The sequence below is a fragment of the Streptomyces sp. M41 genome (genome assembly GCF_043673425.1).
In the GTDB taxonomy this organism is placed as follows: Bacteria; Actinomycetota; Actinomycetes; order Streptomycetales; family Streptomycetaceae; genus Streptomyces.
This window is the reverse complement of sequence record NZ_JBIMKE010000002.1, coordinates 404,957-419,077: the sequence shown is the minus strand read 5'-3', so window position 1 is coordinate 419,077 and position 14,121 is coordinate 404,957. Positions and strand designations below refer to the sequence as shown.

Annotated in this window: 9 protein-coding genes; 8 read left to right on the top strand and 1 reads right to left on the bottom strand. The window is 71.4% G+C overall.

Annotated elements, in window-relative coordinates; translation table 11 throughout:
• Positions 1–134: 134 nt before the first annotated feature.
• The 3 genes from ACHBTE_RS04130 to ACHBTE_RS04120 all read left to right on the top strand — a co-directional run bounded on the left by ACHBTE_RS04130 (position 135) and on the right by ACHBTE_RS04120 (position 2,251).
• Positions 135–758: a TetR/AcrR family transcriptional regulator gene (locus ACHBTE_RS04130; RefSeq protein ID WP_394721929.1), complete on the top strand. Its 624-nt coding sequence runs from the start codon at positions 135–137 to the stop codon at positions 756–758.
• Between the two features lie 81 nt (positions 759–839).
• A complete protein-coding gene (locus ACHBTE_RS04125; RefSeq protein WP_394721928.1) occupies positions 840–1,541 on the top strand; it encodes a ribonuclease HII in 702 nt (233 codons plus the stop codon).
• A 68-nt stretch (positions 1,542–1,609) separates the two neighbouring features.
• Positions 1,610–2,251: a hypothetical protein gene (locus ACHBTE_RS04120; RefSeq protein ID WP_394721927.1), complete on the top strand. Its 642-nt coding sequence runs from the start codon at positions 1,610–1,612 to the stop codon at positions 2,249–2,251.
• Positions 2,252–2,892: 641 nt separating this feature from the next.
• On the opposite strand, the gene ACHBTE_RS04115 is transcribed toward ACHBTE_RS04120, so the two are convergent.
• A complete protein-coding gene (locus ACHBTE_RS04115; RefSeq protein ID WP_394721926.1) occupies positions 2,893–3,528 on the bottom strand; it encodes a hypothetical protein in 636 nt (211 codons plus the stop codon).
• A gap of 508 nt (positions 3,529–4,036) precedes the next feature.
• Between ACHBTE_RS04115 and ACHBTE_RS04110 the strand changes: the two genes are divergently transcribed.
• From ACHBTE_RS04110 to ACHBTE_RS04090, 5 genes are all read left to right on the top strand, one after another.
• Positions 4,037–6,199, top strand: coding sequence for a RecQ family ATP-dependent DNA helicase (locus tag ACHBTE_RS04110; RefSeq protein WP_394721925.1), 2,163 nt, complete (start codon positions 4,037–4,039; stop codon positions 6,197–6,199).
• Positions 6,200–6,354: 155 nt separating this feature from the next.
• Positions 6,355–8,259 (top strand): DUF4192 family protein, encoded by a 1,905-nt coding sequence (locus ACHBTE_RS04105; protein WP_394721924.1) that lies wholly within the window; start codon positions 6,355–6,357, stop codon positions 8,257–8,259.
• Between the two features lie 887 nt (positions 8,260–9,146).
• Positions 9,147–11,063 carry a glycogen debranching N-terminal domain-containing protein gene (locus tag ACHBTE_RS04100; RefSeq protein ID WP_394721996.1) on the top strand — a complete coding sequence of 639 codons (1,917 nt, stop codon included), beginning with the start codon at positions 9,147–9,149 and terminating at the stop codon, positions 11,061–11,063.
• A 129-nt stretch (positions 11,064–11,192) separates the two neighbouring features.
• Positions 11,193–11,951 (top strand): NUDIX domain-containing protein, encoded by a 759-nt coding sequence (locus tag ACHBTE_RS04095; protein WP_394721923.1) that lies wholly within the window; start codon positions 11,193–11,195, stop codon positions 11,949–11,951.
• Positions 11,952–12,138: 187 nt separating this feature from the next.
• A complete protein-coding gene (locus tag ACHBTE_RS04090) occupies positions 12,139–14,091 on the top strand; it encodes an ATP-binding cassette domain-containing protein (protein ID WP_394721922.1) in 1,953 nt (650 codons plus the stop codon).
• Positions 14,092–14,121: the final 30 nt, after the last annotated feature.

Here is a 14,121-nt window from a genome sequence, read left to right as displayed (position 1 = left end):
TAGTGAGCTCGTGGTAGTGAACGCAAGCGTTCACTGGTGTCGTCGTGCGGTGTTTCTGTCCCCCCTGGATGTCGCGCGACTGCTCCTTGGGTCCCGTAAATTCCCCGCTTCCCTTGTTTGTTGGAGACGCTCAGATGGTTACCTCGCGCTGGACGGCCGCCCCCGCTCGGACGGCCGCTCCTCGCCGGCGCGGCGCCGTGCTCGAACGCGCGATCCTCGATGCCGCGCTGAATCAACTCAGCACGGTCGGCTGGAACGGCCTCACCATGGAGGGCGTCGCCGCCGGCGCCCAGACCGGCAAGGCCGCCGTCTATCGCCGCTGGCCGTCCAAGGAGGATCTCGTCGCCGACGCGCTGCGGGCCGGGTTGCCGAGTTTCGAGGAGGCTCCCGATCGGGGGAGCGTGCGCGAAGATCTGCTCGAGCTGTGTCGTCAGACGCGGGAGGCGATGTTCTCCCCCTCCGGGTTCGCTTTGCGTTCGGTGATTCACGAATGCGACAACCAGCAGACTGAGCGGTTCCATGGAGTGATCTACGAGGGTGTGGTCGAGCCGACGATCAAGCTGCTGCGAGAGGTCATCACCCGTGGCATTGAAAGGGGAGAGGTGCGGCACGACGCGGCGAACGGCTATGTCTTCGATGCTGTTCCGGCGATGATGATGTACCGGTCGAAGATGTGCGCCAGCGAATGGACTGATCGAGATCTGGAGGAAATGATCGACCAGTTGATGATCCCCCTGCTGCGGCCGGGGGCCCTGTGAGGCCCCGCTGCGCCGACCTTGGGGCCGCTCGGGGAACCAGGGTGTCGAAGCGGGTTCCGGGCGGCGTAGGCTAAGGGCGCCATGCCGTACGAACCGCCTACTCACACCGTCGAGCGCTCCCTCCGAGCCACGACCGGAGCGAAGATCATTGCCGGTGTCGACGAGGTGGGTCGCGGTGCTTGGGCCGGCCCCGTCACCGTCTGTGCGGCGGTCACCGGATTGCGACGACCCCCCGTGGGCCTCACCGACTCCAAGCTGATCGCCGTCAAGCGGCGCACCGTACTCGCGGAAGAGTTGCGGGGCTGGGTGACGTCGTACGCGCTGGGGCACGCCTCGCCGGAGGAGATCGACGACCTGGGCATGACGGCCTCGCTGCGCCTCGCCGCAGTGCGGGCCTTGGAAGCCCTGCCGGTCCGCCCCGACGCGGTGATCCTCGACGGAAAGCATGATTACCTCGGGGGCTCCTGGCGGGTCCGGACGGTGATCAAGGGGGACCAGTCCTGCGTGGCGGTCGCGGCGGCCTCGGTGATCGCCAAGGTGCAGCGCGACAAAATGATGGCCGAACTGGGTGTCGACCATGCAGACTTCGGTTTTGCGGACAACGCCGGGTATCCGTCACCCGTGCACAAGGCCGCACTGGCGGAGCGGGGGCCCACCCCGCACCACCGGTTGTCGTGGGCGTATCTTGATGCGCTGCCCCAGTGGCGGCACCTCAAGAAGGTCCGCACCTGGATGGAAGGAAGCGTTCCGGAGGTCGAAGGTCAGCTCGGCTTCGATTTCTGACGATTCCGCTCCCACTCATGTGCCACCCGCTGACGCGAGTCGCACCAGCGTTTGATAAATATCAACTCATGCCTCTCATTCCCGAGGAGCCTCAGATTCACGAGAGTGCCCAGGGTCCCCGCGCCACTCCGGCCAGTGGCCGTATCGCGCCGACCCCCCGTCCCGTACCCGGTCCCCGCCCCGCGGCTTCGTCGCGCCCCGGCCGACCTGGGCCTCCGCGGCCCGCGCCGCCGGTGCAAAGGACGCCGCGGGAGGTGGCCGTGGCCAAGCCCGGTCCGTCGGGCCCCGCGGCCCCTGCCGCATCCGCCCAGGCTGTGGCGGCCCCGCAGATCCAGTTGATCCCGGCCTCGCCCGAGGGCGCCCTCGACGCCGCCGAGGAGGCCGTGGACCTGCTCTTGGAGTCGGGCCGCGCCCCCGGCGAGGTGCTGGTGATCACCACCGGTGAACAGCATCCGTGGGCCACCCATGAGCTGTCCTTCGGTGAAGCCGCCTACTGGGCGCAGCACGACGCGGGAGACGACGTCTTCTACGCCGACGCCTCCGCGGCGCCCCGTGCCACGGCGCGGCCCGTGGTCGTGGTCGCCGTCAACGGCGGCCCCGACACCGCTGCCGCCACCGTGCTTCCGCTGGCCCTCAGCCAGGCGCGTGCCTTGTTGATCGTCTGCGGTGACCCGCAGCGGATCAACTCGGTGCTCGGCGCGGGCGTTTGAGCCGTTCCGGCTCGGTCCGGGGGACACGCCACAGGGCGGCGAAGGCAGGACGCCACCTCGGTGGCGTCTGCACGGCGGGACATCCGGCATGCGCACCAACGTGTGGGGGATGGGCCGTGTGCACAGCTCACGGGTACGGCAGGTCCTGGCCGCACGGAGGTACCGACCGCGCGGCCCCGGTGCACGGACGCCGGCCGTCAGCCCGTCTGGCGCACGGGTGCCAGCCCTGAGTCCGAGTGGCGTACGGGCTCCAGCCGTGAGTCCGAGTGGTGCATGGGCTCCAGCCGTGAGTCCGACTGGCGCACCGATGTCGTGCGCTCAGGGCCTGCGGGTGAGTCGAGGTGCGCGCAACCGGAGGCGCGGCGGCCGGGGGACGTCGTGTGATACCGCTGGGCGTTCGACGTGCGGTGGGGACCGCCCGGGCTGGTTCTCCGAGTGCCCTGATCTGGCCCCCGCCCCGCACGGGGCGCCTCCAGGGGCTCCGAGACTGGGTCGGCCGCGCGGTGTGGTCCTGGCGGCAGCCCCGTGAGGAGGCTGCGCCGGTGGCGGTCATCGTCGTACGAAAGCCCGTCCGTCGTCCCGCGTGGCGGCGGTGCTACGACGTCTGCGTGTCACCGGTGGCGAAACCCGCGACGGCGTCCTCAGCGGGCCGCCGCGCGCCGCATGACCTCCGAGGCTGCGCCGCCGGTGCGGGGTATCGGAAGCGGCGCCTCGGACATCGCGAAGGGCTCGGGCGACGAGTCGGCGCTGGGTCGGCGTCCGCCGCGACCTTCGCCAAGGACCTGCCAGCCGTCACGGGTCAGCGTGATGTACGCGCCGCAGCGAAGGCCATGCAGGGTGCAGGCGTCACGCAGGCCCCACATCCACGCACCGTCCTCTTCCGTCCAACGGCCGTCGCCCTCACGGCAGTAGAGCAGCACGGCGGTGCGCACCGGGGTGCGGCGGCGCAGGTCGTGCGGGATGACCCGACGCAGTTGCGCGAGCAGTGCGTTACGGAACATCCAGCCGTCGGCCGGAGCCGGGCGGCGGATGAAGGAGGCGCTCGCGCGCAGCCGCTCGTCAGGGTCGAGTACCGCCACGATCGCAGTGGCCGGTCCAGGGCGGTGCCTGGAATGCAGACCGCTGACGACCTCGCGTGGATTGCGTAGCAGGGGGATTCCCGCTGCCGCCCACTCGGCGGGTTCGAGCATGCGGGCCAGGGGGTTGGCGGATGCGGCGGACAGGTCGGCTGACGTCGACATGGATGCCGCAGAGGACGGAGCGAATCCGAAGGTCACGGTCCTCCCTTCGGCTACGCGCCCACACTGCGGGGCGGGGTCGGAATCGGGGGAGCGCGCACCGCAGCAGAGCCCTACCGGATCACGGACGAGCCGTACGGGGAGCGGACTTCAATTCTTCCTGGCGAACCAGGATGCGGCAACGAGCAATTGGGGCCACCGCCCGATATCTGAGGGTGCGCGGGTTATATCCCTACCCAGCGCGTCACCGAGCGATGCGTGTAGCGGTCGTGCCGGGTCGGGCACGCAGTTCTCGTGCGATGCCACATCGTAGGGAACGGGGCGGAAGCAGGACCTGGAACGGGGCGGAAGCAGGACCGCGCGGGACCTGAGCTGAGACCTGAGCTGCGACCTGATCCCGGCCATGGCCAGATCCGTTGATCGGGATGCTGACGTTGTCCCTGACCTGGAAGGACAGTCCGGTCACGGAATCATCGTGGGCGGGAGATGCGCCTGGCAGTGCGGGGTGGAGTGGGCGATTGTCAGTGGTGTCGGGTTGCATGGAGGCATGGAAGACGTTCTGGAGCTGCGCGCTGAAGCCGATGCCGTCCTCGCCGAGCTCGTCGGCACCCCGGGGGGCGCGGCGCGACTCCGGGAGGACCAGTGGCAGGCGGTCGCGGCTCTGGTGAAGGAGCGCCGGCGTGCCCTGGTCGTGCAGCGCACCGGCTGGGGGAAGTCCGCGGTGTATTTCGTCGCCACCGCGCTGCTGCGCCGCCGCGGGTCCGGTCCGACGGTGATCGTCTCGCCGCTGCTGGCGCTGATGCGCAACCAGGTCGAGTCGGCGGCGCGCGCCGGTATCCGGGCACGCACCATCAACTCGGCCAATCCGGAGGACTGGGGGGTCATCTACGAAGAGGTCGAGCGCGGAGAGACCGACGTCCTGCTCGTCAGTCCGGAACGCCTCAACGCGGTCGACTTCCGCGAGCAGGTGCTGCCCAAGCTTGCCGACACGACCGGTTTGCTGGTCGTGGATGAGGCCCACTGCATCTCCGACTGGGGCCACGATTTCCGTCCGGACTACCGGCGGCTGCGGGCGATGCTCGCCGAGCTGCCGGCCGGCGTGCCGGTCCTGGCCACGACCGCGACCGCCAACGCGCGCGTCACCGCGGATGTGGCCGAGCAACTGGGCACCGGCGGCAGCGAGGCCCTGGTGCTGCGTGGCCCGCTGGACAGGGAGAGTCTGCGGCTGGGCGTGGTCCAGCTGCCCGATGCGGCCCACCGCCTGGCCTGGCTCGCCGAGCACCTGGACGAGCTGCAGGGCTCCGGGATCATCTACGCGCTCACTGTGGCCGCCGCCGAGGAAGCCACGGCCTTTCTGCGGCAACGTGGCTTCCGGGTGGCCTCGTACACGGGGCGTACGGAGAATGCCGACCGATTGCAGGCCGAGACCGATCTCCAGGAGAACCGGGTCAAGGCGCTGGTCGCGACCTCGGCGCTGGGCATGGGTTTCGACAAGCCGGACCTGGGATTCGTCGTCCACCTCGGTTCACCGTCCTCGCCGATCGCCTACTACCAGCAGGTGGGACGTGCCGGGCGCGGCGTGGAGCATGCCGATGTACTGCTCCTGCCGGGCAAGGAGGACGAGGCGATCTGGCGCTACTTCGCCGATACGGCCTTTCCGCCCGAGACACAGGTGCGCCAGACACTGTCGGCCCTCGCCGACGCCGGACGGCCACTGTCCGTGCCGGCCCTCGAGGCCATGGTCGACCTCCGCCGCACCCGATTGGAGAGCATGCTCAAGGTCCTCGACGTGGACGGAGCCGTGAAACGGGTGAAGGGCGGCTGGATCTCGACCGGTGAGCAGTGGGCCTACGACGCCGAACGGTACGCCTGGGTCGCCCGGCAGCGGGCAGCCGAGCAGCAGGCCATGCGTGACTACGTGAGCACGGCCGAGTGCCGAATGGAGTTCCTGCGCCGGCAGCTGGACGACGACGGGGCGGCGGCTTGCGGCCGTTGCGACAACTGCGCGGGCGCATGGGTGGATTCGCAAGTCTCGGCGGACGCGCTGACCGGGGCGGAGAAGGAGCTGGACCGCCCCGGTGTGGAGATCGAGCCGCGCCGTATGTGGCCGACGGGAATGCCCGCGCTGGGCATCGACCTCAAGGGCCGTATCCCGATCGGGCACCAGTGCTCCACCGGGCGTGCCCTGGGCCGCCTCTCCGACATCGGCTGGGGCAACCGGCTGCGCCCACTGCTGGCCGAGAACGCCCCGGACGGGCCGGTCCCGGACGACGTCCTGCGGGCCGCCGTGGCAGTCCTTGCCGACTGGGCGCGCTCGCCGGGCGGCTGGGCACCGAACGTCCCGGACGCCTCGGCCCGGCCCGTCGGAGTGGTCGCCGTGCCTTCCATGTCCCGCCCGCAGTTGGTCGGTTCGCTTGCGCAGGGCATCGCGTCCATCGGCCGCCTGCCCTTCTTGGGCACCTTGACGTACGGCGGGCCGAACGGCCCCCACGCGGCACGCCGCAGTAATTCCGCGCAGCGTCTCAGGGGGCTGTTCGGGTCCTTCACCGTCTCCGAGGAGCTGGCCGGAGCGCTCGCTCGGTCTCCGGGGCCTGTTCTGCTCGTGGACGACTACACCGAATCCGGCTGGACATTGGCACTGGCTGCGCGGTTGCTGCGGCAATCGGGCAGCGAGCAGGTACTGCCGCTGGTCCTTGCGGCGACGGGCTGAGCGATCCCGTTTCCCATCAACTGCCGCAATGCGAGCGATAGTTGAAGTATGTGCGTCGCCGGGTGACGGCGGGTTGATCGTTGGGTTGTCGTGTCCCTGGTCGGACTTATCCACAGGGCAAAGCGGAGCCTCGCGATCCGCGAGATCGTCGACGCATGACGAAGCACAGCGAAACGACTGGATCTTCCGAGAATGAGCGTGCCGGGGGAGGCGAACACCAGCTTGCTCCAAGGGCGAAGGGCGGAGAGGCCCCGAACGAGTCAGGTGAGGGCGGCGGGGCACTGAACGACTCAGGTGAGGGTCGTCAGGCGCTGGGCAAGCCTGTTGCGGGGCGGGCGGCGCGGGGAGCACACGACGAACCTCTGCGACACTCACGGCCCGCGGACCAACTCGACTGCCCCGCATACGACGGGCATCCCGCCGAGCACCAAGTCACTCTGCGTACGCCGGCCGAGCTGGCCGATGCCCTGCCCTACCTCCTCGGGTACCGCCCTGAGGACAGCATCGTCCTCGTAGCCCTGCACGAACGGGACGGCCGCGGCCGGTTCGGCGGTCGGGCACGGCTCGGCATCCCCGCGAGCGCGGACGACTGGGAGCCTGCCGCCAGGCAGTTGGCCCACGGCCTGATGAGGGGCAGCGAGCGCAGGGGCTCCCGCCCCGAGCAGATGGTTGCCTTCCTCTGCCAGGAGCCGCCACCAGGCCAGACCGGACGACAGGTCATGGAAAGGCTGCGTCCTCTGGCCCAGCAAATGCGCGTCGCATGCGGCAGCCTCGACGTGCCGGTGATCGAGGCCCTGTGCATCTCCGACGGCCGGTTCTGGTCGTTCTGCTGCGACAAGGTGGAGTGCTGCCCGCCCGAGGGCCGGCCGATGGGCCTGCCCGGTACGTCCGTGCTGGCCGCCGCGGCGACGTACGCCGGACTTCAGGTACGTGGGACGTTGCGAGAGCTCCAGACCAGGCTGCTGCCCTTGGAGACCTCGGTCGCCTTGGAGCAGGAAGTAGCCCTGGACACCGTCGGTATGGCGTTGGTCCCCAGGATCCTGGACGACTCGGCACGTGCGGGTGTGGCACAGGAGACGCTGCGGTTGGCCGAGCAGCTCATGGACCGGTTCGCCGCGACTGCGCCCGTGCCCGGGGCTCCCGCCGCGGATCGCCGCGACGACGAACTGCTCGGGAACGACGAGGCCGCGAGGCTCATTCTGGGCTTGCAGGACCGCACGACTCGCGACCGCGCGGCCCAGTGGATGGAGGGCGACGAGGCCGGTCCCGCCCTCCGGCTCTGGCGGGCGTTGGCCCGCCGCTGCGTCGGACCGTACAGCGAGCACGCCGCGCCGCCCCTCACGCTCGCCGGTTGGGTCGCGTGGTCGACGGGCGACGAGTTGGAGGCTCGTGAAGCACTTGCCATGGCACTCGGCGCCGATTCCGACTACCTCTTCGCCCGCCTCCTGCACCAGGCCTGCAACGAGGGACTGGACCCCGAGTCGATCCGGCGCTGTCTGCGGGCGGATCATGTGAACCGTGACGGGGCTGAGCGGTCGGAGGGTGCTTCACGAGGGGAGGGGGCCGGGCGAAGCGACCGAGTTGATCGAGCCGGGAGCACTGGACGGGCTGAGCGACCTGATCGAACTGCGGGCACTGGACGGGCTGAGCGCGCTGAGCAAACGGGAACCGATCGCACCGGCACCGGACGAACGGCTGCCGTTCGCCTCGGCCCGCCGGAGGATGCCGCAGAGCCAGTGCAGTGTGAGGCGGCGACAGCGTCGCCGACGACGTGCAGCGGGGACGACGGCCCACGGCCGCGGCAAGTGGTGGGGCCGAAGGGCGCTCGACCCCACCCCGTGAGGGCGGCCCGTCGAGAGCGCCCGACCCGTGCCCCTCGCCCCGCCCCCCGTATGTCGACAGGTACGGCTCCCGGCGCACCACGCCCGGCTGGCGGCCCCTCTCCCCGCGCACCGAAGACTACGAGTCCGCGCAGCCCAAAGAAGGGAGCTGTGCGTCGGAGCGGGCCCCGTCCGGACGGCGGTCGGCCTGAGAACGCCGGCGCTGAGGGAGATACGTGAGGGGAGGCATCGCGAGATGGGCCGTGACGGGTGTCGTGGCGGTGACGTCTGTGGCGTCTGGTGTGGCGTCCTGCGCCCGGGCAGGCAAAGTCCGGCTCTTGTGCGGCGTTCGCGGTCCGGGTCGTCGCGACCAACTTCCTGACCCGAGCCGCCACGTGGGGCAATGGTCGACCGAAGTCGCCCGCCCGCCCCATGAGGAGCGTTGCCCACTTGGCGAACTCGGTGGCAGCAATGACATGTCACCGGGGTCACTCCGCCCCTGCCGTGACCAGGAGGAGTCTCCTCCCGTTCACCTGAGTGGCGGAACGCCGGGACCGGCTCTACCGCCGCCGCCGCACTGCCCCTGTCACTCCGGATCCCCCAGCCGGCGCCACACACGCCCGAGGCGCAACGAGCGCAGAGGAAGCCGCCCCATGCCACAGCCGACTCCGACCTCCCCGGCTGCCGACGAACGGTCCACCGACGGTGGGTCGACCACATCCCTCACAACTGATTCGGTACTTCCGGCCGGCGGAACTGCAGGACGCCTCGCCCCAAGGTCCCCGAGCGCTGACGCATCGGGGGAGCAGAGCCCTCCCGCGGCCTGGCGGCAGCCCTCGGCGGGCCAGGCCAGCCGCCCTTTTCCAGCGGAAGCACGAACCACACTCCCCGTGCAGCCGACGAGGCCACCCTCCCCGACCCGCCCCTCCCCGAGCCATCACTCGACGACCCACCCCCCAACACCTCACCCGTCACCCCAACCGCCTCCCGCTTCCCTCCCTCCTCACCGGTTACCCCCACCTCATCCACCATCCCCACACCACTCACCGCCCCCACACCACCCTCCGACGCCACGACACCCCACCGCCCACCCTCCCACCTCCCTCCCTCCCACCCATGACGCCGTGATCTGCGTCGGCCTGCCGGGCCTCGCCATCTCCACGGACGAGGGGCAGTTGACCGGGCGGGGACTGGACGGGTTCTACCGCGCAGGCCGACGGGTGCTCTCACGCTGCCTGGTCAGGGTGGCCGGGCGCGAACCGCTCGCGGTGCAGGCACGGATGACTTCGGCCGACTCCGCCCGCTTCGTGGGCACGCTGAGGGTCTCCCCGCAGACCGGCCCCGACCCGGACCTCGTCGTCGAGAGAACCCGCCACGCGGACGGCACCGAGCGGATCACGCTGCACAGCGCGGGGGCGCGCCCGGTGCGCGTCCCGGTCGAGGTCGCCCTGGGCACGGACCTGGCCGACCTCGGTGCGATCGCATGCGGCAGTACGGGTGCGGAACTGCCCGCCACGGTGCACGACTCCGGCCTGCGGTGGTCGTCCGCCGCGGGCGGCGCGACAGTGACAGCCGACCCGCCGCCCACCGACGCGCTCGCGTCCGCCGGGTTGCTGCGCTGGGAGTTCGTACTGGCCCCGGGCGGCAGCACGACCATCGAACTGCGAGTGCGTGCCGACGGGGCTGGACCCGTACGTGCCGCAGGCCGGGCGGCGACCAGCCCACTGGCTGCTGCACGGGCCGTCGGTGACGACTCCAGAGTGGAGCCCTTCCTGCGGACGAGCATCGAGGGTCTCCAGGCCCTGCTGCTGCGCGACCCCACGAACCCCGCCGACACCCACCTCGCCGCAGGCGTGCCCTGGCGCTGCGGGCTGGCCCCGGCCGAGGCGCTCGCCGCAGCCCGGATGACTCTGCCCCTCGGCCCTCGTCTCGCCGTGGGCACGCTGCGCACACTCGCCCGCAGCCAACTCCGGGGTCCGAAGCCGCAGTCCGGGATGATCCCCGGCCCGATACGGGACGCCGGCACGCATCTGCCGCCGGGCTGCACGGGTACGGAGGCCACACTGCTCTTTCCCGTGCTGCTCGCGGAGGCCCGGCGCTGGGGGATGCCCGAGCCCGAGACCGAGGAGCTCCTCCCGGTGGCGGAGCGCTGTCTGACCTGGCTGCGGACCACCGCGGGTGACGGCACTTACCTGCGCGACCCGCAGCCCGGCGGGTTCGTCCGCTGCGAGACCCAGGCCCACGCCCATCGTGCGGCCCTGCTCGGCGCCGATCTCCTCGACGCCTGCGGCAGACCGGGCGGCGCCGAGCTGCGGCAGTGGGCAAGGGCGCTGCGGGTGACGTTCCGCAAGGAGTTCTGGATCGACGATGTGGGCGGCGGCCGACCCGCGGCTGCCAGGACACCCGACGGAGGCCTCGTACCGCAGCTCGGTGCCGCCGTCGTCCACCTTCTCGACACCGGCCTGCTGGGCGGGGGAGAGCATGCGCCCGGCCTGCTCGACAGGGTGCAGACCGAGCACCTCGCCCGGCTGCTCGGCGGGCCTGCCATGGACTCGGGCTGGGGCCTGCGTGGACTGGGCGCGAAGGAGGCGGGGCACAACCCGTTCGGTCATCGCAGCGGTGCCGTGCGGGTCCACGAGACGGCCCTCGCCGTCGCGGGCCTCGCCACGGCCGACTACGAGAAGGAGGCGACCGCCCTGCTGCGGGGCGTACTGGCGGCGGCGGAGGCGTTCGGCCACCGGCTCCCCGAGATGTACGCGGGCAAGCAGCGTACCGATGCAGGCGCCCCGCTCCCGCACCCCGCGGCCTGCCGCCCGGCGGCCACAGCGGCGGCAGCCGGAGTGCTCCTGCTGACCACGCTGGCGGGCATCCGCCCCGACGCACCCGGGGGAACGGTGACACTGCGCCCCATGCGCAGCGCCCCCGTCGGCGAGATCGTCCTGACGGGCCTGCGGATCGCCTCTGCCCCCTTCGCCGTACGTGTCAGCAGACTGGGTCTCGCCATGGTCGAGGAGGCGGCCGACGGCCTCCAACTACGCACATGACCTCGTACGACGCCGTACGGCACGACACACGCAGGTACGGCGAGGCGCATACCGCACCGAAATGGATCAGCCGTCGATGAGGCCGAGGAAGGGAGTGTTTATCGTCAGGCAGACGACTATGATCGCCGCATGCCCTACGACCCGTCAGCCTTTCCGCCCTTTGCCGTGACCGTGGACCTGGTCGTGCTGACCGTGCGCCGCCATGCCCTGTGCGCGTTGGCGGTGCGGAGGGGCGAGCCGCCGTTCCAGGGGCGCTGGGCACTGCCAGGCGGGTTCGTGAGGGCGGACGAGGACCTGGCGCAGGCGGCGGCTCGCGAGTTGGCCGAGGAGACCGGGCTGCGCGCCCACGACCCCGCCGCGCCCGCCCAGGACAACGGTGCTCACCTGGAGCAGCTCGCGACGTACGGCGACCCCGAGAGGGACCCCCGCATGCGTGTGGTGAGCGTCGCCCATCTCGCCCTGGCCCCCGACCTGCCCGCACCCCGCGCGGGCGGCGACGCCAGCAATGCCCGCTGGGCGCCCGTCGACGAACTGCTGCAGCAGGGCGGTTACGGCCGCGACGGCGAACCGGTCGCGCCGCTCGCCTTCGACCATGCACAGATCCTGGCCGACGGGGTGGAACGGGCGCGCTCCAAGATCGAGTACTCGTCGCTGGCCACCGCGTTCTGCCCCACCGAATTCACCGTCGGTGAGCTGCGCCGGGTGTACGAGGCGGTGTGGGGCGTGGCCCTGGACCCCCGCAACTTCCACCGGAAGGTGACCGGCACGCCGGGCTTCCTCGTCCCCACCGGCGGTACGACCACACGCCAGGGTGGCCGCCCCGCGCAGCTCTTCCGGGCCGGCGGAGCCACGTTGCTCAACCCTCCGATGCTGCGCCCCGAGGTCTGACGTCGCAGCCCAGGACGCACGCCGGCATCGGGATCGGCGGGCGTCCGGTACAGGCTCGGAACGACGCGTACGACGGTAAGCGGCACCGAAGCCGGACCCGACCGGGAGCCGACCGGACGGACTGCCGCGCGGGGAGCGGGCCTTGCGCTGCCCGGAAAAACGGACATAACGCGCTATCTTGCTAAGGGTGATCCAGGCCATCGGATTGACCAGCGACCCTCGCAAGGAGCTTCCGCCCGCCGTCGACGACGTCTCGTTCGAGGCGCGCGCGGGTCATGTCACCGCGCTGCTCGGGGCGTCAGGAGCAGGCAAGACGACGGCGCTCAGACTCATGCTCGAACTCCAACGCGGCCGTGGGATCACCTACTTCAGAGGCCGCCCCCTGCACCGCATCGCCCATCCGTCGCGTGAGGTCGGTGTTCTGCTGGGGGACGTCCCCGGACATCCCTCGCGCACACTGCGCGGCCATCTGCGCATGCTGTGCGCCGCCGCGGGCGTACCGGCGCGGCGGGCCGACGAGGTCCTGGAGGTGGTCGGCCTCGTCAGTTTGCGCGACGAACGCCTCGGCACCCTTTCCCGCGGCATGGACCGCCGCCTCGGCCTGGCCTGCGCCCTGCTGGCCGACCCGCACACCCTCGTGCTCGACGCCCCCGCGGACGGGCTCTCGACCCGCGAGAGCCGCTGGCTGTACGGCATGCTGCGCGCGCACGCCACCCAGGGCGGCACCGTTCTGCTGACCACGACCGATCCCAAGGAGGCAGCGCGCACCGCCGACCGGGTCGTCACCCTGGAGCAGGGCAGGCTCGTCGCCGACCAGGAGGCGGCCGACTTCGCCCGCACCCGGCTGCGCCCCCGCGTCGCCGTCCGCACCCCGCACGCCTCCCGCCTCGCCGCGCTGGTCACCAAGGAGGCACGCACCGCACGCCGCAGCGTCGAGGTCGTACGGGAGGGCGGCAACCGACTCTCCGTGTACGGCAGTACATGCGCGGCCGTAGGAGAGATCGCATTCCGGCACGGCGTTCTCGTGCATCAACTCGCTGACGAGACCGGGGACATGGGGCCGAATCGTCGGCTGGAGCTCCCGGGTGAGGAGGTCGTCGACGACGTTTCGCAGACGACGGGCAGTGAGTCGTTGGAGGGGGCTCGCGATCGCGGGCGTGGGGATGCCAGGCCCTCGCTGAGGGGCGGAGGTGTGGCCGCCGCCGACGGACTCGTCACGCGGTCGGTGTCGGACGCTGCGGCGGACACCGGGCCGGCCCGCGCAGCCGAGCCGGGCGAGGCAGGCACCGCGGTGGTGAGCTCGGGGCGCCGGTCGGACTCCCACGCCGATCGTCTTCCGGATCTACCACCCCCCATCTCCGTCCGCCCCGCCCCCAGCCCCCTGCGCCCTCTGCGTTACGAACTGCGACGCGCCGCCGGAGTCGGCACGGGGTTCCTCACCTGCGCGGCCGTGCTCCTGGTGTCCGCCGTCACCGCCGTACTGCTGGCACGCATCGGGCACACCCCACGGCCGCGCCTGTTCGTGGCGTGGCCGCAGGAGCTGCCGCTGCCGCCCGCGGCGCTCGGGGCCGGGCTACTCGGCGCGATCGCGTTCGGCGACGAGTTCCGCCACCCCGCGCTGGCGGCGGATCGCGGCACCGTCCCCCGCCGCCTGGGGCTGCTGGCCGCGAAACTTCTCGTCGCCTCGGCCACCGCGGTGGTGCTGGCCGTCCTCACGGTGGGCTGCGACATCGAAGTGCTCTACATCGTCTACGGACGGGAACTCGCGGAGGTTCCCGGAGACTGGCTTTCGCTGAGCGCCAGTTGGATCGGACTCGTGGTCGGCTGCGCATGGGCCGGCGTGCTGGCCGCGGGTCTCTTCCGGTCGACCACGGCCGGGCTCGCCGCGGTGGTCTCCGTACCGGTCCTCCTCGTGCCCCTGGTGCAGAAGGTCGTGGAAGGGCCGTCCGTGCGGACGGCGGCCGGGTTTCCGCTGCGATTGCGAGAGGTGCTGCTGTCCCAGTGGCCGTTCGGGGGCGAGCGGTATGTGGCCGCCGCCGCGCGCGTGATCGCCCAACCCGTCGGAGGCGCACTCACGTTGTCGCTGGCGGCCCTGCTCGGCGCATATCTCCTCACGACCCTGCGGAGCAGGGTTCGATGACGACCGTCCCTGTCCTTCCCGCTTCCGTCC